Here is a 19,933-nt window from a genome sequence, read left to right on the forward strand (position 1 = left end):
AGAAAAAATGTTTGAAGCAGATCAACTACAATTTGTGAAAGAGGACAATCAAATATCAGTTCAAATTTCTTCATCAGGTTATCGAAGAGAACAACTTGAATTGATTAAAGAATACTGTCCAGTAGAAATAGTGCAGAAAGATGGAGTTCTTTCTTTGCATTATATTATTCCAGAGTATTTTAAAACAGTTAAGGAAGAAATCTTAAATAGAAGTACGGAGCTTGAGCGTTTTAGTTTGGCACAAAGCATGTCGGTATTAGTTCATTCTGAAAATGATTATAAAATTCCGTATATCCATCCTGAAAACATCATTGTTTTTGGTAGTAATGTACAAATGTTACATTATGGAATCGAAAAATTACTTGCACCACAGCAGTATAGTTCGGAATTCTATTTAGAGTCTTATAAAGCTTTAATGATTTCTATTTTACTACCTAAGGTAGATTTTGACTTAGTCATCCATGGGATTGATGCAATAAAGGAAAAGGTGGCACAGGATATTAGTCCCTTAGAGAGTGTAGCTGATGTCAATAAATATATTGCAGAAAAGTATGCAAAATTGTCAGAAGAGAGTTCAAAAGCTAATTTGTTGGTGAACAAGAAAAAATGGAAGGCTTTGTTAATAGGGGGGGCCTTGCTTGCTACAACCACAGTCATTTTAAGTTTTGCAACGTATAAGTCTATGTTTAAAGACGGCCCCCTAAAATCATCAGTCATTATGGCCCAATCAAATTTCATGCGAAAAGACTATTCTGAAACAGTTGAATTATTAAAAAATTATGGTGCAGAATCATTGCCAAAGGAAGCTAAGTATATCTTAGCAGCAAGCTATGTCCGTTTAGATAGTTTGAGCGATAAGCAAAAGGAAGTTATTTTAAATACGATTACAGAATCAACAGATGATACAATTTTCTATTATTGGATTTATCTTGGACGTGGAAAATTTGAAAAAGCTCTAGATGTGGCACAAAATATCGGGGACACACAATTGATTTTACACGCTTATACAAATCTATATGAATCAGTTAAAGCAGATATCAATATGAACGGTTCTGAAAAACAAAAGAAACTTGAAGAATATGAAAAGAAAATAAAAGAACTTTCTGCTGAGATTGGAGAAGCGACTACAAATAGTAGTGACACAAAAGCATCTACTGAGACAACAACTCCTAAGGACAACCAAACAAAAGAAAAGAGTGAGCGATAAATGAAGGCAAAAAAGCTAGAATATGATCATCAACTGGGAGACCAATTAGGAGAACTTCATAAACCTCTTTATACCTTGTTGATTGAACAAGAAAAATTGGAAAAAATTGATTTGTTTGAAGGACAAGAGGTAAGAGTAGGTACTAACGAGTATACAGTAGAAGGCAGAAGAGTCTATCGAAACGGTAAGGAATTAGAAAGAGGAAAATCTACCTTTGATAAAGAAACTGTAACCTTATTGGTTCCTGAAGAGGATATTTTTATCACTTATATTTTTCCGCCACAACGATTTATTTGTAGCAAGAAAGAATCAGCTGACATTAGTTGGTCAATTTCAAACCAACTTTTTTTCTCAAATAATCAAGTACAGGTTACTCTTGGGGAATCTCCAATTTATCTAAACGACCGTCTTATCAAAGAGGAAGGGCTTTATCCGTTTGAAGTGGGAAACCGAATGAAGGTTTCTAACTATTTTATAGAAAAAAGAAAGAACCAGTGGAAGATTGGATGTCTTTTGGAAGAACCACAATTGAATAAGAGTCAAATTCTGATACAAGAAAAAAATAATGAGTATCCGATGGATTTTCCAGAGTATAGAAGGAGTCCGAGAGTCAACCCGATTATCCATAGTGGGAAAATCATTATCAATCAACCTCCACAGCCGATAAAACCACCTAAAAACTCGCTCATTCGAGCAATTGTCCCAGCTTTAGGGATGTTTACTTTGACTGCATTTAGTTCAATTTGGACAAAAGGGAATCCTGTAATGATGCTAGGGATGGGTGGTTTTAGCCTCCTGACGGCAGCGACAACTATGAGTCAGTATTTTGAGGAGAGAAAGGATACCAAAGAACAGGAAAAAAATCGGATTCAAGATTACGAAGCATATTTATTAAAACAAGTATCCGACTTAGAAAGATACTACAAAGAAGAAACTAATATTCTACATTACAATCAACCGTCAATGTCGACCATTACTGAGCTGATTGCAAAGTATGATTCTAGAATTTATGAGCGAATGGACTATAATGAAGATTTCTTACAGGTGTCTTTAGGATTAGGAGATAAATTAAGTCAGCTAGAGTTGCAAACAAATTTTGATGAGCAAAGTAAAGATGAAATATCGCAGTTTGCTCGAACAGTCTTGCAAGACTACAGTTTGCAAAAGAAAGTTCCGATCACGGTTAATATCTTTGAAGCGACAGTTGGTCTTGTTGGAAACAGTGAAGTAACTAGGACAGCTGTGTATAATATGCTCTTACAGATGGCAATGTTCCATAGCTACTTAGATGTTAATTTTATCAACCTTGTTCAAGAACAGAGATATGAGAAAGATTGGTCTGAGTGGCGCTTTCTCCCACATTTTAATATGCAGGAGCGAAATATTCGTGGTTTTGTCCATGATGCCAGAAGTCGTGATGCTGTTCTAAATTCGCTTTACCGTATCATTCAAAAACGTTCTCAAATCAAACGTGAAATGGGGGAAAAAGATGCGCGCTTTAAACCTCATTATGTCTTAACGATTATGGATGACTCCCATTTACTTGGCCATAGTTTGAATGAGTATCTAGCCAAGGATTTGACAGAGTTGGGTGTAACAGTCATTTGGGTGAAAGAGGCACGTCGTCTTTTGCCAGAAACTATCACAACTCTAATTGAATATAAGAATCAAAATTTAGGTCAAATCATTAATGATGAAGGTGCCTATAGTGCTCAAACCTTTATTCCCTACCCACTGTTGGATTGCTATGAAGATTCTATTCGTACTTTAGCAAATCTAAAACACATGGAAGTAGAGAAGAACACGATTCCTAAATCCGTTACTTTTTTGGAACTCTATCAAGTCAGAGAAGTTGAAGAGTTACAGGTTGCGACTAGATGGTCCAAAGCGGATACTTTTAAAACGTTAGCAGTGCCATTAGGATTGCGTGGGAAAGATGACCAGGTGGAACTCAACTTACATGAACGTGCACATGGACCGCATGGTCTTGTAGCAGGAACTACTGGTTCAGGTAAATCGGAGATTCTGCAGTCGTATATCTTATCTATGGCTGTAAATTTTAGTCCAGAGGATGTTGGATTTCTTACAATTGACTTCAAGGGTGGTGGGATGGCGAATCTTTTCAAAGATCTACCACATATGCTTGGGTCTATTACTAACTTAGATGGTGCGGCTAGTGCGCGTGCCTTAGCTTCTATCAAAGCAGAGTTACAAAAACGCCAACGACTATTTAATCAATTTGGTGTCAACCATATTAATGGATACACTAAATTATATAAGGAAGGGCAAAAATCTACTGACAAATCAGGCTATCCAGACAAACCATTACCTCATCTGTTCCTGATTAGTGATGAGTTTGCTGAATTGAAAGAACATGAACCAGAATTTATGACAGAGCTGGTTTCGACAGCCCGTATCGGACGTTCGCTTGGGGTCCATCTAATTCTTGCTACACAAAAGCCATCAGGTGTCGTGAATGATCAAATATGGTCAAACTCGCGTTTCAAACTAGCTTTGAAAGTGTCAGATGAGTCTGATTCAAATGAAATAATCAAAACACCAGATGCAGCGAGTATTACTGAACCAGGGCGTGCTTACTTACAAGTAGGAAATAACGAAATCTATGAATTGTTCCAGTCTGCATGGAGTGGTGCGCAGTATGCCCCACAAACAGAGGGAGTTCAAGAAGTTGTTGATGAACGAATCTGGTTGATAAATGACCTGGGACAATATGAGTTGCTATCTGATGACCTATCTAAGGACGAAAATTATACTGCTGATCAGACGGAAGAAATCACGGAACTCTCAGCTGTTGTAAACTATATAGCAAGAGTGAGCAAGACTGTACCTCTCAACCTGCCAGATAAACCGTGGTTAGAACCACTAGAGACAGCCATCATATCCCCTCAAACAGATATTCACTGGACCGATGAAAAAGTATTGGCCGTTCCCTTTGCTCGAATGGATATTCCGACAGAGCAACGTCAAAAGGATTATCATTTTGATTTGGAAAAAATGGGGCATACAGTTTTCTATGGTTCACCTGGTTTTGGGAAATCCCTAGCTCTTCAAACTCTAGTGTTAAATCTCGCTCGTTTGAATACTCCAGAGCAAGTACAAATCAATCTATTTGACTTTGGGACGAATGGACTCTTGCCACTAAAAGATTTACCACATGTAGTTGATTTGACACGGTTTGATGAAGAAGAAAAACTGGTTAAGTTTTTAAAACGTATTGACCATGAGTTGAAGATTCGCAAAGAGAAGTTTGCGCTCTATAATGTAGCAAGTCTTTCCCAATACGAACAAAAATCGGGTGAGAAACTTCCTGCTATTCTTACTATTTTTGACGGCTTTGATACTATAAAAGACACACCACTAGAAGAAGCCATTGAAAGTACGATTAACCGCATCCTACGTGAGGGAGCGAGTCTTGGATGCTATGTGATTTTGACAGCACTTCGTTCAAATAGCCTTAAAATCAGTATGTCAAGTAATATCACCTCGCGCTTGGCCTTTTACCTAGTTGATGAAGGAGCTTCTAAGGAAATTATCGGCCGCGATGCTTTAATTCAGCAAGAAATTTTTGGCCGTGCCCAGTTGAAAGAAGATATCCCTTATGCCATTCAGGTTTATCTCCCGATAAGTGGAGAAGGGGACATTGAGCGCCTGTATAACTTGGAAGAAGAAGTCAAGTTGATTGCAAGAAGCTGGACAGGAGTTTGCCCAGAACCTATCCCAATGTTGCCAAATGAAGTGACGCTTACACACTTTAGTAATCATCCTAAAGTACTTGAGATGTGGTCGAGAGGGGAATTACCAATAGGGTTTGATAAAGAAACAACGGATCCTCAAGGGTTTGTTCCCGATAGAGATGGTTATTTTGAATTCTTATATGATACCCCGCAACAATTGGAATATTGTGAAAATAGTTTGATACCAGGTCTGAACAAATTAGTAAATATTGAAAAAATATTATTAAATACCAACAATAGTTACAAAAAAACAGAAGTATTTGATAAAATTATTGATAGAGATGATATACCTAGTTTCTTTAACGATATTCAAGGAGAAATTGAAAGCCGTCACAATGGTAAAGAGGCTTCAATGATGTACGTATTTATCCCAGAAGCGCATATGCTAGGGGCTTTATTAAATATGAAAGTAACCGAGGATGTATTTAAAAAGATTGTTAGAAATAGCGGGAAAGTTCACATTCATTTTGTATTTATGGGAGAACAACAAGCTATTAGTGTAGGCTACTTAGATGTTGACAAGGTCTTAAAGAGCAATGTTCCTGCTGGATGTGTTGGAACAAGGTTCAAAGATCAAAATATTTCAAAAGTACAAACGAGCTTCAGTGAACCAGTTGTAGCAGAGGATGAGACAAACTTTTTTGTGGGTAGAATAGGTTATCGTTTACGATTGGTTACAGATAATGGATAGAATCTTTAACATAAGTTGATAAAAAACAAAGGAGATATAGCTATGTCTCGTGATTACAGTTATGAGATTTACTCTTTACGACAACAGATTTCAACAATGTCTAGTGAAAGAGCAGATATATTAAATAAAATAAGTATTCTAAAACAGAATAAGAGTAAAATACAGAGTAAGAAAAGTGCAATTTCAGAACGATTGTCTCAATACGATTTGATAAAGGCAAAAGCTACTTCTAATTTTGCTGGAAATAGAAGAGATGATTTTAATAATAAAATAGAGACGCTAAAAGGATCGATTTCCCAATGGTTGGAGAATACCCAGAATAATATTGATTTGATTGACCAAAAAATCTCAACCTATACGGCTGAAGCTTCTAATTTAGCAATTGGTATGAATTACGCTAGCCAATCACTAAATACTTATATTTATCTTCAAAGTCAAAATGAAGATTAAGGGGAGAGTTATGGGAGAAATAAAATTAGATTATAATATTTGGTCTGTTGATGTTGTTTCATATTCTTCATCAATTGATGCTTTGTCCGATCTTTCAAAACCTACCTTGAGCGAGAATGACTTACAACCTTTCCTTAAAATTAATTCTATGATAGATGAGTTAAACAGTTCGATAAAAACATTTAAAAGCAATTCAATAGATCAGACACGAAATATGTCTAGGGCTGTAGCGAATAAAGTGTCTGATGATGCTGCTGGGGCTGCAGGTTTTAGAGGAGGATAAGATGATTTCACAAGAAATGTTATGGGCGCAGTATTTTACAGAGTCCTATCTTGGATTTAAGCCAAATTCACTCATCGATCAGATCGCTAAAGCTATTATTTATAGACCAGATTTATTTAGAACATTGGTTTTAAATTTGTCTCAGAGTGATATGAGTTATGAGTACAATCCAACAATTGGAGCAAGTATTGATTTTCGCTTCAATAAGGGAGAGGTTATCATCACTCGTCTTGGAGAAACTCAGCTTTTTTCAAGATCTGAGTTTGTGCGTTTGCTTGGATTAATTGATAAAATTTATACAGAAATTCTGCCATTAGGTAGTGTTATTCAAATAAATAGAGAAAAGCTACCCAAAGATGCTCTTGAGGATTTTATTGAAGAAATGCCCATCTATGTATTAATTACAGGACAACGGGTATCAATTGAAAACAAATTTTATCTAGATTACACGGGATATTTTTGGCCCAAAGGTTTGATTCCAAATCAAGAAACCTTAGTTATATCCGATGACATGATTGCATCCGTCCTTTTTAGGGGGCTGGAGAAGAATGATATTCAGGAACAACATGTCTTAAACCTACGTCGCCAACTACTTGCAAAGGATCTGGATTCTTATACTTTTCACAATTATCAAATGGAGGCTAGCCAATGAAATATAAGTATTCTGAATTATTGATAGCGCGCGAGGGACTTTATCGTTCAAAAAGTGGATTTGAGGATAAGATTCTAGCAGCGCTTCAAGGTACTCGAGAGTTGATTGGCACGGAAAGTTTTCGTTCGGCCACCAAAGATGCGATTAATGCAGAGCTGAGTAATTATAACCTGCCTTTATTATTTAGTTACCGTGATTTAGCCAATGGTTTATATAATGAGTGGGATCGGCTGATGTTACGCTTTCAGGAGTTGGTTGATGAGCATAGTCCTGCTGCTGTCATTGATACGTCAGAATTTTCCGGTTTAAAAAGAGCTGTGGAACAACCGACTCAAGATATTTTGAACCTGATTGCCCATCCAGACCTGACAATAGCTTACTCTGCAATTGGAGGCATGGTTGGCATCAGCAATCCTTCTTCCGCAGATATCAAAAGCCAGAAGGAAGAAGCTCTGCAATCTCTTCGTACAACTGAAAGTCGGATGGAAGCATTTAATGGTGAACTGTTGGGGAGCGGTGTGACCACTACTCTCTCCACAATCGCAAGTGGTTTGAGTCGGTCCCGCAAAGCTGTTGGTATGACAGACCCTTATCATAATGTGGCAGCTCTTGCGATTATTCAGGATACGAAGTTACGGGATCAACAGATCGAGAATTCTAAAACTCTGCACGAAGAACTAATCCGTTATATTCGACATTATAATCCAGAAACGGCCTTTGACTTGAGCCAGATGAGTGAGCAGGAACTACAGACCTTGGGTCGTACGATCTCTCTTGCCTCCCATGGGAATGGCGGTAAGAAACCTCAGGAACTGATTGATTTCTTGAAAGGGAATGAAGTTACGTTTGAGAAGGAGATAACAGTATATGACGATGGTCAGCACTACCTTAAGAGCAAAATCCAGATAAAAGGTCATTTCAAAGGGGAAAGTGCCATCACTTTTAACACTAAATATAAAGATGGTAAGTTAAGTCAAGAAGGAGAGTATAGCGTAGGAGGGCTGAGTACAGATTTCCTAGATGAAAAGCCCAATTATAAGACGAAGATAGGGCTAAAGGACTATTCTATAACGGGTGAGTTCAGTCTAGCAGACAAAATTAGTTCAAGCTACGGGAGACTCGCACCCAACCTTTCCATTGGCTTTGGCTATAAGAATCGTTCGGTTGAGGTTGGTACCAAGTCAGAGGATGGCTACCGCGTCACCTATGTGAAAGAACATAACCAGGTCAAACAAGACTATGCGACAGTTAAGACGACCACTGAAACAGGGGTGAGAACGGTGGATCATCTCACTCAAACTTTTAATACTACTGGTGAGGTAGTTGGTAGTGCTTTTAATTGGGTTGTAAAGCATCCAGTTGAAACGATTGGACTAACTATTGTAACAGTTGGGACAGTTCTTGCTTTTTCTACTGGGGTTGGTGAGGTAGCAACTGCTGTAGTTGCATTATTTGTAGGAATTACTGCGTTATTTAATAGCTAGTTATGGAGTGTTATATGAAAAGAGCTATAGAAATTATTAGAACATGGTCAGCTGATAAAATAGAATTAATTTTTCTTAAAGTTATATTTAAATATTTGCTGTATTTTTTAGTGTTTTCAACAGTAATTGTTTATGTGTATATTTTTAACCATTCATCGACCACTTACACAAAGGTATTAACAATATTTCTTGTCTTTGTTATATTGTTTATTCTTTTATCTAAGCTATTACTTGACAAGGCTTTAATTGATATTTTATCTCAAGATATCAATTTAGCAAAGTATCAAGAAATAGTTGCCAGAGCTGAGGAAAATTCTTTAAATAGAAATGTTCAAGTTCTTCCAAAATATTTGGCAAATGCAAGGGTATCCTTTTATAGAGGACACTTCCAAGATAGTTTAGAATTGCTGAATAAAATAAAAAATAGTAATCTAAAAAAATCCAAAAATCTGTACTATGTATTTAATATCAAGTATTATAGCATCCTAAACTCGGTTCATTTGAATGATTGTTTAGAATTGAGAGAATTGATGATAGAAATTGAAGGACTAACAAGTAATGTTCCATCACAAATTTTAAAATATCAGGAAGAAATATTGAGTTTAAAGGCTATTGTTGATATCTATTGTAATAAAATATCAAACGACTACTTCGATACCACAGAACCTGAAAATAAGCTAGCCCGAATCATGTTCTCTTATTACGGCGCTCTCAATGCCCAATTAAAAGGAGATGAAGAACGTGCCCGTGGTTTGTTTGAAAGCATCGCTCATGAAAATCCAGAGCTTTTCTATGTACAGGAAGCGCAGAAATATTTAGGAGCAGATGATAAAGGGGAGTAACATATGAAATTAGTAGAAAAAAAAAGTAAGTAGGGCGACAGAAAATACTCTTCTACAACTTGATAGGGCTATTCTAATTTGCTTATTTTTAGTCTTGGCCGTTGATGTGATGGCAGTATTTTTAGTATTTCAAAGTAATTTGAAAATATTGGGGCTCATATTATTAGTTATTGACTTTTTAGCTCTCGTCTTTGTATTTTATTTAAGATTTATATCTAGCAAAGTTGTTTATCTAATGTTAAACGATGCTATTAATCTTAAACTCTATGAAGACATGTTTAGGGTTCAATCTGAAAAATCTATTAAGCCCTATAGAGCAACGTACCAAGAAAATTTCCATTTTGTTAAGGGACAAGTGACTTATTTGAAAGGAGATTTTCAAGCTGCGAAAGAAAATTTTGAAAAAATTAATTTAAAAAAAGTTTGGAAGAGATTTAGTACAGACATATTCCTAAGATTAACTTATGGTCAATTGTTGGTTTCCATTCATCTTCAAGATGCACAAGATATTGCTTTCTTTGAGGAACAGTTGTCCAAGGCGCCAGATTCGAAAGATGGTAAGGCTAAACTCGTTGCTCAAGCCCAAGCCATAAAAGATATTGTGTTCAATAAAGAAGTGAACGACTACTTCGATACTACTGAACCAGAAAATAAGCTAGCCCGAATCATGTTCTCTTATTACGGCGCTCTCAATGCCCAATTAAAAGGAGATGAAGCTCGTGCCCGTAGTTTGTTTGAAAGCATCGTTCATGAAAATCCAGAACTCTTTTATGTTCAGGAAGCGAAAAAATATTTAGAAGGAGAAAATTGATGTCAGAACGTACTGCTTTACCGATTGGAAGTGTTGTTCGAGTGAGAGAAGGTGTGGAGCCTGTCATGATTGTTAATCATTGTCCAGTTACTGAAAAGGACGGCAAGCAAGGTTATTTTGACTTTGGAGCTGTCAGTCTTCCACTAGGGCTTGTTAATCAAAACATTATCTTCTTTAACAAAGAGGACATAGATGAAGTTCTGTTCTTTGGTTACATTGATCGTCGATTCCAAGACTTTTTGAGTCGTTATGATGAGGAAGTCTCAAAAATCACCTATGACCATTTCACCATAGAAGACTTCAAAAAATGACATACAAATCCTAGGATTCTATTCTAGGATTTTCTATATGGTGAGAAAATGTTATAATGAAGAATAAGTAGACTGGTCACTGATGTAACCTGCCCATCCAGACCTGACAATAGCTTACTCTGCAATTGGGGGTATGGTTGGCATCAGCAATCCTTCACGCTTGAACTTGCTAAGAGCCTTTCCCCAAAAGTTAACTATAGGAGTTCTCACTTTTGGGGGTTGATTCAAAGGGAGTAAGTTTAATCAAAAGGATATGTATATGGGTTGTTGATTCTAAGCAAAATATGCTAAAATGAAGTACAGTTTATAAAAAGGAGAAGGGAAATGGGGTCGTATTATAAACAAATTGCGGCTAGATTTCGTCGACAAGCTGCTGAAGCTCAAAGAGAAAAAAGTGTAGTTGATGGGAAAATATCTAGATTAAGAAAAGCTAGCAGTAGTTTAGCAAGTGAGATACAGTCTATTGATAACCGTGCAAGATCTTTAGGTCAGATTCTTCCTCTAGATTCCTCTAGTTTTAAGGGGAGTCGTCAGCAAGATTTTGAAGGTCATTTTTATAATTTAGGAACGAATATTACTAATTTTCGAGATAGCCATAACAATAATAAAACTGCTATTGAGGATAAGATACGTAGTCTGGAAACTCAATCAAGTGAACTACAGTCTGCAATAGCATCATATTATCATCAGGCTCGTGTCTATGAATATATGGAGGATTAGGGAGAGAAATGGTAGATACAGGTGTAAATCAATCCAGTTGGAACACTATTACAAGAGATGTTTCTACATCAACTACAGGAATCGGTAAACTAAGTGATATGCGGTTTAGTCGCACAGATCTTACCCCTTTTACCACTTTTAATGACGTTTTGGAGCACTTTAACAAGTCTATTGTTACTTTGAAAAATTTTACCAGCTCAGATGCTCTAAAAATGGAACAAGCAGGACAGAATAAGATAGATGATGACGCGCATGAAGCAGGAGCTATCGCAGCAGGAGCTATTGCATCAGGAGGGGTGCTACCATGAAGGAAGAACAAATGATTTTATTCGCCCGAGCTTTGTCTAGATGTAACCTGTCTGAAAAGGAGCAGGAAGTATTGACAGCGGTAGCGATGACCTTATCAGGACATCCAGATGTTTTTAGAGCGTGTTATATAGCTTTCATGAATGACGAGCCTAGTTATCATTATCATCCAATGATAGGGGCACCGTTGGAGTTTTTCTATGAAAAAGAACTCGTGCGAATTCGGCGTCTCCAGGAAGAAGTCACCTTACCTCGTTCGCTTTTTATCCAGTATGCTTCCTATGTGGATCTCTGTTTAAGTCGTATCTATCCTTTGGGTACTGTTGTCGAACTTGATCGTGAGCTTCTTCCGAAGGATTTGGTTGAGTCATTTGAAAGCGAGCAGATGGACTTTTTTGTAGTTCTTTCAGGTCGTCGAGTTGATTTGGATAATGGTCATTATATGGACTACATTGGTCATGGCTATCCATTTGGATTACGCTTTGACACTTCCCCCTTGTTTTTAAGCAATCTCTTGATCAAGAGAGTAGTATCAGAAGGGTATTCGGATACCGTGGATGAACACTACTGCCAAGAAGCTCTGCGTAAGGACTATCTAGACGCAGGACTGATTTCCAGTGTTTACTCAGAGGAGGAAGTGAATGAAGATTGATGTATCCGAAGTTCGAGTTCAAAAAGAGTTGTTAGTTATTTCGGTAAATAGTATCAAGGAACAGCTATCTGTTTCGAGAAGCCGTCTATCAGAGGTCGTTTCAACCGATAGCCTCAAAGGCGCAGTGAAGGATGCCATTAACCAGAAGGTGACCAACTATCAGATACCACTGGTTGATAATTATGTCAATGCCCTAGATAGCATTGTCAGTCGCTATGATGGACTTGTGAAGCTCTTTCAAGACACGGTGTCAGAGACCGACAACAGTGCCATTATTAAGACAGAATACCTAGAACGTATCAAGCAACGGATGAAAGATCCGATCGGGGGATTAAAGAGCAGTTCCAGTAAGACGAAAAATATCTATGCAGGGATAAGCGATATCCTGACGTTAACGAATCCTAGTTTGGATAGTGTGAATACAAGCTACAATCAAGCAGTCAAGAGTTTAGATGATACCATAAAGAACATGGAGGCTTTTAATAGTGTTCTTCTAAAAACAGATACATTTGACCTTATAGATATGCAAAATAGTGAAATCGCTACACTATCAGGTTATGCCCCTCTTCCATATGGGAACCGCGTATCGAGAAATTATTATAATCGAACTCAGTTTAAAAACTCAGTTTCAGAGATTCACACAGCTATCCATAGCAACTCTAAAGCTGTGAAGTACCAAAATGCTCTCGCAAAACAACTTGCCGAGTCTAAGTATAGTGGGACGGTGGCCGAAAATGAGAACTTAATAGATTCATTATTTAATGTTTATAAAAATGTCACAAAGAGTGATTTATATAAAAATAGTAAGGACTATAAAAAACATTTAAAATCTATTTTGCCAGCTTTATATGCGTTGTATCGTTTTAGTCAAAATAAAAAAGGAGATACCATTGTCCTAAAAGAAACGACAAAATTTGGTCAATTACTAGATGACTTTTTTGAAGTTAGCAAGAAGTTAAGTGGCAGTCGTACTTATAAGGTTGTTCAATATAAAAATGGTGGTGTTCCACAGACCTTCAAATCCATAATGAAAAAGCTAGGCTATACTAAATATAATGAAGAATTGAGTAAGGTTTTCAAATCTTTTAAAGATACAACTCGATTTAGTACCAAAGTGGCTAGTGTAGGAAAATCAATTGTGTCTACAACTGGAAGCCTATTGAAAGAAGAATTTATTAAAGAGATTACTTTCAAAGGTGCTGGTAAAGGCCTGTGGAGTTTAGGAAAGGCAGGCGCCTCTGGAGGATTTAAAGGTTTAGTTAAGTCTGCTACAGATAGCTTTAAAAATTACAAAGAAGGTTTTAAATCAGCTACGAAGTTTGGTAAGTTTTTAAAAGGAGCAGCGGTTGTTGGTGTTGCTTTAGATGTAGTTGATACTTTTTCAAAAGTCAGCGATAATAAACAAGAGGCCAAACGTCAAGGTCTAAGAGGAAATGAAGTTAAGGCCAGTGTGGCAACAGGTTTTGTGATAGATGCGGCCAAGGCAGCGGGAACAACTGTTGCAGCAACAGGAGCAGCGAGCGCAGGAGCAGCATTTGTAGGCGCTTTAGCAGCGGGTGCGCTAGGTGTTGCTACTGCTCCTGTTTGGTTAACTGGCTTAGGTGCAATAGCAGCATCTGCTGCAGCGGTAGCTGGGCTGAACTGGCTTGATAAAAAGTTTAATGTCACTGATAACCTGAAAAAAGGTGCCAATAGCCTGATCAAAGGCATGAGAGGATGGTTTAAATGATACTGGAACGAATTAAAAAAACTTTTGAATTTCAACGAAGCAAAATAAAAGGCCCTGTTCCACTTTGGGGGGTGTTAAATGGGATTTTTATTTTATATCCTATAGCCTTTTTTATGTTTATGGCAGGAGGGTTAGAGGTTCTAAAAAATGAGGACTTATATCAAGGGTTGCTTATTACAGGGATTGTTGTTTGGGTTTTAAATCTAGTATTTTTACTGGATCTTAAGCGAGGGATATTAACCAGTTTTGGAACCTATCTCATGTATCTGACTGGTCATATTTATATCATTATTGGTTTTGGTGCTATGAGTGGGGACCATAATTTTATTGGATTAAAGCTATCCCTCCCTCTTATCCAATCCATTATTGTAATAGTCGTCATGAGCTGCTTGGTCGATTTGGACTCTGAAGAAGTTATCTCGCAGAAAGCCAGCAAATTTATGGTTAATTTTTTACTCGCTCCTCCACTTATTTTATCGTGTGTCTGTATATTTTTAGCGATGTTTGGATATGAATATTTTTGGGGATGGGGAGCGTCTTTATTATCAATGGCTTTTGGACAAGCTGTGTACTTACCTTGGTTTTATATTATCTATGCCTACCAACACCGTCATGATGTTGAGGAAACAAGACCAATCAAGCATATAGAAGTGTCTTCAGATTTGATTCAAAATAAAGAATTTGATAAAAATAGATTTAAAAAGGAAAAGAAACATGATTAAAGAAGTCCAAATTCATATGGAACATTTGATGACAGACCAGGTCCAGATTCAAGCGGACGAACTATTGGAGTTGTTTGTCCACACAGAACTCTTACCCTATACCAATGGCATCTATAAAGATGGTCCGACCATTTTTGAAATGACTCCAACTCAATTTGACGAAGAAGAACAGGACGTTACCCTTTATATACCTGTCATTTCAGAAACAAACTCAACGAGCCAACTAAGGTACCAAGCTAGTTTAAATATTGAGGGTATCAGCAAACGTGTGCCATTTGAGGATGGCTTGGACCAGTCCATCTACGAGATGAAGGATTACATCAGAGATCACGGTTGGAAGTTGCAAGATAAGTTGTATCTGGTCTTGATTCCAGTTTATGATGATTTGTTTGTAGATTTGATTATCCCAGTGGAGAAGTAAAATGGCAGAAATTACATATGGTATGAATCAATCATTAATGATGAGTAATGTCTTAAGTGTCGATTACAACATTACTGGTGATGAAATTGCAGTAGCCTTTCAAGATATGGTTCAAACAGCCGTAGCAGCTGGATATACACCTAAAAGCAATCCATTTTACTCATGCCCCCATATCGGAGAGTTGGATGATGGGACATACAACATCACAGTTTATCTTCCCGTTCATGAGGATTATTTAGGAGAGAATGAATTACTGGAAGGGACAGCTTATAACAGTTATTTTTTAGTTCCTCAAATGGTAGGAGCTAGAGTTACTGGGGAGGAAGCAGTCAACTTTGATAAGGCTATATACGGCTTAACCAATTTATTGATCGACAATGACTTAGAAGAATCTACACCGGTATTTTATATTTCAAGTAAGATAAATGATGTTTTATATACAGATATCATGGTAGGGATACGAGCTAAAAAAGATTAAAAGTTGGTAGAACCCAAAAAGAAGGAAGTCTCAAAAATCAGCTATGACCACTTCACCGTAGAAGACTTCAAAAAATGACATACAAATCCTAGGATTTCATTCTAGGATTTTCTATATGATGAGAAAATGAAACACCTAAAATTTAGTATATAGGTCGGTGCATAAGCAAGTTACGAATTGGTAAGTTTTATTAATATAATAAAGATTATAAGCCCTCCTTGCCTGACTCTAGTATTCGTGGTATAATAAAGAGATAAATGAGAGAGGTTAGCTATGAAAAAAATAATTATAGGTAGTAGTGTTTTTGTAACTTTGTTGGTTGGTTCAGGAGCAACATTTATTTATTTAAAGAATCAAGAGATTTCTGTAACGAATAAGGTTAACGATCGTAAATTGAATATTGCTCTGGTAAATGAAGATGCTGGAGGCGTATTAAATGGCAACGCCTATAATCTAGGAAATGATTTCACAAATTTATTATCAAAAGAGAATACAAATCAATGGACTGTCATGACTCGTAATGTTGCTGAAAATCGATTTGAAAATGGGTCGGTTGATGTAATTGTTTATATCGAACAACAGTTTTCAGAAAAAATAGCTCAACTGGAAAGTTTTAATCCTGATAGAGCAAAGATAACATATAAAACGAAATCAAATTTAGATCCAGTTAAATCTAAGAATGTTGAGTTACGAGTAGGCGAGTACCTTAATACTATTAACCAAAATGTTATAAAAATGTATTTTTCAAGTGTTATCAACAATCTAGATGATGCTAAAAGAAATGTTGATAATATTGTAAATGAACAGTCTGGAACGCATTCAAAAATTTCTCAATATATCTATGGTCCGTCAAACGAAGCAAGTCAGTCTATGTTAAGCACTTTAGAATTAGCTTCAAATCTACAGAAAACGAATTCGTCTTATGAAGATTCTCAAAAGGCTTTTTCTGATTCTGTTGTTAGCCTTTTAAATAATACAGGAATCGGATTAGAAAAACAACTTACGGAAGTTAAAACTTATTTTGATTTTCAGAAGGATATATTTGAAAAGAATGTCTTAACAACCAATAGTACCTTGAAAGAACAGCATGAAGAAAATTCTAAAATTATAGATGGTTTAAATGATTCGGTGCTTAAATCATTGTATCAATTTGGAAATAGTACAGATGAGGAAAAATCTGAACAAGCTAAACTAGAAGATTTAGTAGTTGATTATCATAAGGTTATTGTTGATTATCAAGGTAAAATAAAAGATAGAAAATCTGAATTTGAACATCTTAAAACAGAATTAGAAGAAGAGAAAAAGAAAATATCACTCTTTTACTTTGGTAAAGAAGATGTTGATTTAAAATCGGACCTTACTTCGGATACTAAAGCAACACTTGTAGATCAGATTAATAAAAGTTTGATTACTGAAAATCATTTGCCTGAAACTTATCAAACTTTAATTCGTTCAAATCTAACAGATATTAGTATTGAACCAACTGATTACCAAACTTTATTTAGTAAATTGGAGAAACTCAATGTCCTAACAGCTGATCAAGTCAAAGAATATAATGAAAAAATAGATTTACTTAAGAATTATACTAAATTTGATAAGAAGGCCACCTCTATAAGTGGATTACCTATTTTTGAATTTTTATCGATTGAAAATGATAAGCTCGATAAAGTAACAGAAACTATGGAATTGACAGTTAAATTACCCCAGGCTGAGTCTGAAACTGTCGAAGCTTCTGTGACAAAACCATCCAGTAGTTTGCCTGAATCATCAACGGTAGTTGAGGGTGGCGGAGATTTTAGCAGTTCTAAAGGGACAAAATATTTATCTCCTAAAGCTAAAATTTATGTTACAGGAAATGCTACTTTAGTTGGAGGAGAGCAAACTATAACAGATGATAAACCTTATACTATGACGGTTGAATATACTTTAGAACCACATTATGGGAAAAATGAAATTTCATTTGAAGTACACATTGGTGAAACTACAATTCCTGTCAAGAAAACTATTTATCGTAGCGATAAAGAAGAGTCAGATGTTTTAGTGAAAAAAGATTTAAAACATATTCTTGATAAATTAAGCAAAATCGATCGTACAACTGGTATGATTCAAGCAATTTATGGAAGTCCAAGTAGCTCCTCTATTAATTTTTCTGCCTTATCACCAGATTCTGTTTACAATATGTATGGTAATATCAGTCGTGATGATATAGCGACTCAGTTGTCAGAAGATCAAGTTGCTAAGTTTAAAGAGTCAGGTATAGCTTTGTTGGAACAAATTCAAAACTCTTTGGAGTCATTAGAAAAATCAAGTGACACATTGCCTGAATTGGCTGAAGCTGAGTTACCAAATGATTATTTCAAAAATCAAATTACAAACTTAGCTGATTGGTATAACAATTCGATTAAGACCTTATCAACCGAGTACGATAAGTGGAAGGAAACGAAAGCGAAACAATTGGAAGTGACGGGTACAGCTTCAGATGCTAATAGCGGAATATTAATAAATGATAGTGAGTCATCAAATCGCTTATATAGTTCAATTGAATCATTAGTGTCTACAACTTCTACTGGATCAAAAGAAACTAGTCAAAATCATGAAGCGGTTGGAACTATGAAGGATCAGTTTACTCAATTTGTTGACCAAGTTCAGACTATTAAAGGTAATGTTGATAAGACTATTTCAACTACGAATGATTTGATATCTAATGAAGCAGAAGTTATTCAAGGGAATAGAGACTACGCAGAGTCCTTTAAAACTGTTATGAAGAATATTCGTGATGGTGGAACGACCAATCAAAATGTGATGAATTTTTTATCTAATCCAATTGAAACTAAAAAAGAAACATATGAAGCGCCAATTTCAGTGGATAATAACAGAGTATGGGTTATTTTAGCGATTATTTTATCAGCAATTTCATCAGCAGGAATCACATATTGGTTGACAAAAGAAAAAGGCAAATAATGTAGATAATAACTCTCAAAATGTACTGACCCCAAAAAGTTAGACAAATAATTTAAGCGAAGGATTTAGTTCTGTATTGCACAGGGCTAAGTCCTTTTAGTTTGCCCTTAATTCGTTTGTTGTTGTAGTAATCAATATAGTCCACAATAGCTTGTTCCAATTGCTTAAGCGACTGAAACGCCTTCTCATAACCATAAAACATTTCCGATTTCAGAATACCAAAGAAAGATTCCATCATCCCATTGTCTGGGCTGTTTCCCTTGCGTGACATAGATGCTTGAATTCCCTTACTCTCCAAAAATTGATGGTAAGATGCATGCTGGTATTGCCATCCTTGGTCATTATGGAGAACAGTATTTTCGTAGTAATTCTCTGTGAAGGCCTGTTTTAACATGCTCTTTACTTGTTCCAAGTTCGGTGAAGTAGAAAGATGATAAGCGATGATTTCGCTGTTGAAACCATCTAAAACGGGCGATAAATACAATTTCTGTGTGCTATTTGGAATGGCAAACTCTGTCACATCCGTATAGCACTTTTCCATTGGCCTTGATGCTTCAAACTGACGTTGAACCAGGTTATCTGCTTTCTTGCCAACGTCTCCTTTATGAGAAGAATATTTTCGTTTCTGTCGCATTTTAGCTTGTAAATTGAGTACTTTCATCAAGCGTTGAACTCTTTTATGATTTACTAGATATCCACGATTTCTTAGTTCTAAATGAATCCGACGATAACCATAGTTGCCTTTATGGTCATTATAAATGGCCTGAATTTCGGTTTTAAGTTCTTGATCTTTATCAACCCCATCCAGTTGCTTCAACTGATAATAGTAAGTTGAGCGAGCTAAACGAGCTGTTTCAAGAAGTAAATCTAGTCGAAATCCTCCTGAAACCATTTCTCTAACTGTCTCTGCCTTTCTCGCTCTAAGGCCTCGTCCCTTTCCTCTAACTCTTTTAACTTTTTTAGGTAGGCCACCTCGGTCCGTAAGCGTTCATTCTCCTCTTGAAGTCGCTCTAGTTCTGTCATTTCTTCCCAGGTTTTCTTCCGTTTACGTCCCATTTTAGCAGGTCTCCCTCTTATTTTCTCAACAATAGTATACCCGTTTTTCTTGTATTGTGCCAGCCAATTTGGAAGTAATCCACTACTTGGAAGAGCATAATCCAGAGATACGCTTAGTTGCGATTGTCCCTCAAGTTGGACTTTATCAATGATTTCTTGTTTTAATTCAGGAGAATAGTAACGATTCTTCTCCTTTTTAACGATTTCTATCCCGTAACGATCAATCAATTTAATCATGTACTGAAGATTAGAAATGTTTATCCCAAATTTATTTGAAAGCTTCTCTAAGCTATATCCTTGTTTTCTAAGTTCATAGATCTGAACTTTATCATCATAAGTTAATTTCATAATAAAAACACCCCAAAAGTTAGATTTTTTCTGTCTAACTTTTGGGGTGCAGTT

Annotated in this window: 18 protein-coding genes; 17 read left to right on the top strand and 1 reads right to left on the bottom strand. The window is 36.3% G+C overall.

Annotation, left to right across the window (positions count from 1 at the left end):
- Positions 1-7: 7 nt before the first annotated feature.
- The 17 genes from essB to esaA all read left to right on the top strand — a co-directional run bounded on the left by essB (position 8) and on the right by esaA (position 18,475).
- A complete protein-coding gene (gene essB, locus HMPREF1149_RS07345; protein ID WP_000460975.1) occupies positions 8-1,207 on the top strand; it encodes a type VII secretion protein EssB in 1,200 nt (399 codons plus the stop codon).
- A complete protein-coding gene (gene essC, locus HMPREF1149_RS07350; protein WP_000644805.1) occupies positions 1,208-5,653 on the top strand; it encodes a type VII secretion protein EssC in 4,446 nt (1,481 codons plus the stop codon).
- A gap of 42 nt (positions 5,654-5,695) precedes the next feature.
- Positions 5,696-6,103 carry a YwqH-like family protein gene (locus HMPREF1149_RS07355; protein WP_000085724.1) on the top strand — a complete coding sequence of 136 codons (408 nt, stop codon included), beginning with the start codon at positions 5,696-5,698 and terminating at the stop codon, positions 6,101-6,103.
- Between the two features lie 10 nt (positions 6,104-6,113).
- Positions 6,114-6,386 carry a hypothetical protein gene (locus tag HMPREF1149_RS07360; protein WP_000503884.1) on the top strand — a complete coding sequence of 91 codons (273 nt, stop codon included), beginning with the start codon at positions 6,114-6,116 and terminating at the stop codon, positions 6,384-6,386.
- Between the two features lies 1 nt (position 6,387).
- Positions 6,388-7,038, top strand: coding sequence for a DUF4176 domain-containing protein (locus HMPREF1149_RS07365; protein ID WP_000625355.1), 651 nt, complete (start codon positions 6,388-6,390; stop codon positions 7,036-7,038).
- The gene (locus HMPREF1149_RS07370) at positions 7,035-8,522 is read left to right on the top strand and encodes a hypothetical protein (protein WP_000875975.1); all 1,488 of its coding nucleotides are present in this window, start codon (positions 7,035-7,037) and stop codon (positions 8,520-8,522) included. Before HMPREF1149_RS07365 ends, HMPREF1149_RS07370 begins: the two co-directional genes overlap by 4 nt.
- A 14-nt stretch (positions 8,523-8,536) precedes the next feature.
- A complete protein-coding gene (locus HMPREF1149_RS0102055; RefSeq protein WP_000816498.1) occupies positions 8,537-9,364 on the top strand; it encodes a hypothetical protein in 828 nt (275 codons plus the stop codon).
- 109 nt (positions 9,365-9,473) lie between these two features.
- On the top strand, positions 9,474-10,175 hold the full coding sequence (locus tag HMPREF1149_RS07375; protein ID WP_229050668.1) for a hypothetical protein: 702 nt from the start codon (positions 9,474-9,476) through the stop codon (positions 10,173-10,175).
- Positions 10,175-10,486 carry a DUF4176 domain-containing protein gene (locus tag HMPREF1149_RS07380; protein WP_000004175.1) on the top strand — a complete coding sequence of 104 codons (312 nt, stop codon included), beginning with the start codon at positions 10,175-10,177 and terminating at the stop codon, positions 10,484-10,486. The genes HMPREF1149_RS07375 and HMPREF1149_RS07380 overlap by 1 nt, the downstream gene beginning before the upstream one ends.
- A 324-nt stretch (positions 10,487-10,810) precedes the next feature.
- Positions 10,811-11,206, top strand: coding sequence for a YwqH-like family protein (locus HMPREF1149_RS07385; RefSeq protein ID WP_000536167.1), 396 nt, complete (start codon positions 10,811-10,813; stop codon positions 11,204-11,206).
- A gap of 8 nt (positions 11,207-11,214) precedes the next feature.
- On the top strand, positions 11,215-11,514 hold the full coding sequence (locus HMPREF1149_RS07390; RefSeq protein ID WP_000228615.1) for a hypothetical protein: 300 nt from the start codon (positions 11,215-11,217) through the stop codon (positions 11,512-11,514).
- A complete protein-coding gene (locus HMPREF1149_RS07395) occupies positions 11,511-12,164 on the top strand; it encodes a DUF4176 domain-containing protein (protein WP_000657026.1) in 654 nt (217 codons plus the stop codon). Before HMPREF1149_RS07390 ends, HMPREF1149_RS07395 begins: the two co-directional genes overlap by 4 nt.
- On the top strand, positions 12,154-13,893 hold the full coding sequence (locus tag HMPREF1149_RS07400; protein ID WP_000687308.1) for a T7SS effector LXG polymorphic toxin: 1,740 nt from the start codon (positions 12,154-12,156) through the stop codon (positions 13,891-13,893). The genes HMPREF1149_RS07395 and HMPREF1149_RS07400 overlap by 11 nt, the downstream gene beginning before the upstream one ends.
- The gene (locus HMPREF1149_RS07405; RefSeq protein WP_000599754.1) at positions 13,890-14,615 is read left to right on the top strand and encodes an oligosaccharide translocation protein RFT1; all 726 of its coding nucleotides are present in this window, start codon (positions 13,890-13,892) and stop codon (positions 14,613-14,615) included. Before HMPREF1149_RS07400 ends, HMPREF1149_RS07405 begins: the two co-directional genes overlap by 4 nt.
- Positions 14,608-15,036 carry a hypothetical protein gene (locus tag HMPREF1149_RS07410; RefSeq protein ID WP_000589027.1) on the top strand — a complete coding sequence of 143 codons (429 nt, stop codon included), beginning with the start codon at positions 14,608-14,610 and terminating at the stop codon, positions 15,034-15,036. The genes HMPREF1149_RS07405 and HMPREF1149_RS07410 overlap by 8 nt, the downstream gene beginning before the upstream one ends.
- Position 15,037: 1 nt before the next feature.
- Positions 15,038-15,514: a DUF5085 family protein gene (locus tag HMPREF1149_RS07415; protein ID WP_000818156.1), complete on the top strand. Its 477-nt coding sequence runs from the start codon at positions 15,038-15,040 to the stop codon at positions 15,512-15,514.
- Between the two features lie 273 nt (positions 15,515-15,787).
- The gene (gene esaA, locus HMPREF1149_RS07420) at positions 15,788-18,475 is read left to right on the top strand and encodes a type VII secretion protein EsaA (protein ID WP_002879412.1); all 2,688 of its coding nucleotides are present in this window, start codon (positions 15,788-15,790) and stop codon (positions 18,473-18,475) included.
- A 52-nt stretch (positions 18,476-18,527) separates the two neighbouring features.
- Here esaA and HMPREF1149_RS11335 read toward each other — a convergent pair.
- A protein-coding gene (locus HMPREF1149_RS11335) for an IS3 family transposase (RefSeq protein WP_100207114.1) occupies positions 18,528-19,879 on the bottom strand; the annotation gives its coding sequence in 2 pieces (ribosomal slippage) (positions 18,528-19,429 and positions 19,429-19,879; 1,353 coding nt in all).
- Positions 19,880-19,933: the final 54 nt, after the last annotated feature.

Origin of the sequence: Streptococcus sp. BS35b, from assembly GCF_000286475.1 — a bacterium.
In the GTDB taxonomy this organism is placed as follows: Bacteria; Bacillota; Bacilli; order Lactobacillales; family Streptococcaceae; genus Streptococcus; species Streptococcus oralis_W.

Excerpts from the sequence above, each read along its gene's own strand:
- HMPREF1149_RS07385 (WP_000536167.1), top strand. The coding sequence starts at position 10,811 with ATGGGGTCGTATTATAAACAAATTGCGGCTAGATTTCGTCGACAAGCT.
- HMPREF1149_RS07360 (WP_000503884.1), top strand. The coding sequence starts at position 6,114 with ATGGGAGAAATAAAATTAGATTATAATATTTGGTCTGTTGATGTTGTT.
- HMPREF1149_RS07410 (WP_000589027.1), top strand. The coding sequence starts at position 14,608 with ATGATTAAAGAAGTCCAAATTCATATGGAACATTTGATGACAGACCAG.
- essC (WP_000644805.1), top strand. The coding sequence starts at position 1,208 with ATGAAGGCAAAAAAGCTAGAATATGATCATCAACTGGGAGACCAATTA.
- HMPREF1149_RS07375 (WP_229050668.1), top strand. The coding sequence starts at position 9,474 with ATGGCAGTATTTTTAGTATTTCAAAGTAATTTGAAAATATTGGGGCTC.
- HMPREF1149_RS07355 (WP_000085724.1), top strand. The coding sequence starts at position 5,696 with ATGTCTCGTGATTACAGTTATGAGATTTACTCTTTACGACAACAGATT.
- HMPREF1149_RS07415 (WP_000818156.1), top strand. The coding sequence starts at position 15,038 with ATGGCAGAAATTACATATGGTATGAATCAATCATTAATGATGAGTAAT.
- esaA (WP_002879412.1), top strand. The coding sequence starts at position 15,788 with ATGAAAAAAATAATTATAGGTAGTAGTGTTTTTGTAACTTTGTTGGTT.
- HMPREF1149_RS07390 (WP_000228615.1), top strand. The coding sequence starts at position 11,215 with ATGGTAGATACAGGTGTAAATCAATCCAGTTGGAACACTATTACAAGA.
- essB (WP_000460975.1), top strand. The coding sequence starts at position 8 with ATGTTTGAAGCAGATCAACTACAATTTGTGAAAGAGGACAATCAAATA.
- HMPREF1149_RS07405 (WP_000599754.1), top strand. The coding sequence starts at position 13,890 with ATGATACTGGAACGAATTAAAAAAACTTTTGAATTTCAACGAAGCAAA.
- HMPREF1149_RS07395 (WP_000657026.1), top strand. The coding sequence starts at position 11,511 with ATGAAGGAAGAACAAATGATTTTATTCGCCCGAGCTTTGTCTAGATGT.
- HMPREF1149_RS07370 (WP_000875975.1), top strand. The coding sequence starts at position 7,035 with ATGAAATATAAGTATTCTGAATTATTGATAGCGCGCGAGGGACTTTAT.
- HMPREF1149_RS07380 (WP_000004175.1), top strand. The coding sequence starts at position 10,175 with ATGTCAGAACGTACTGCTTTACCGATTGGAAGTGTTGTTCGAGTGAGA.
- HMPREF1149_RS0102055 (WP_000816498.1), top strand. The coding sequence starts at position 8,537 with ATGAAAAGAGCTATAGAAATTATTAGAACATGGTCAGCTGATAAAATA.
- HMPREF1149_RS07400 (WP_000687308.1), top strand. The coding sequence starts at position 12,154 with ATGAAGATTGATGTATCCGAAGTTCGAGTTCAAAAAGAGTTGTTAGTT.
- HMPREF1149_RS07365 (WP_000625355.1), top strand. The coding sequence starts at position 6,388 with ATGATTTCACAAGAAATGTTATGGGCGCAGTATTTTACAGAGTCCTAT.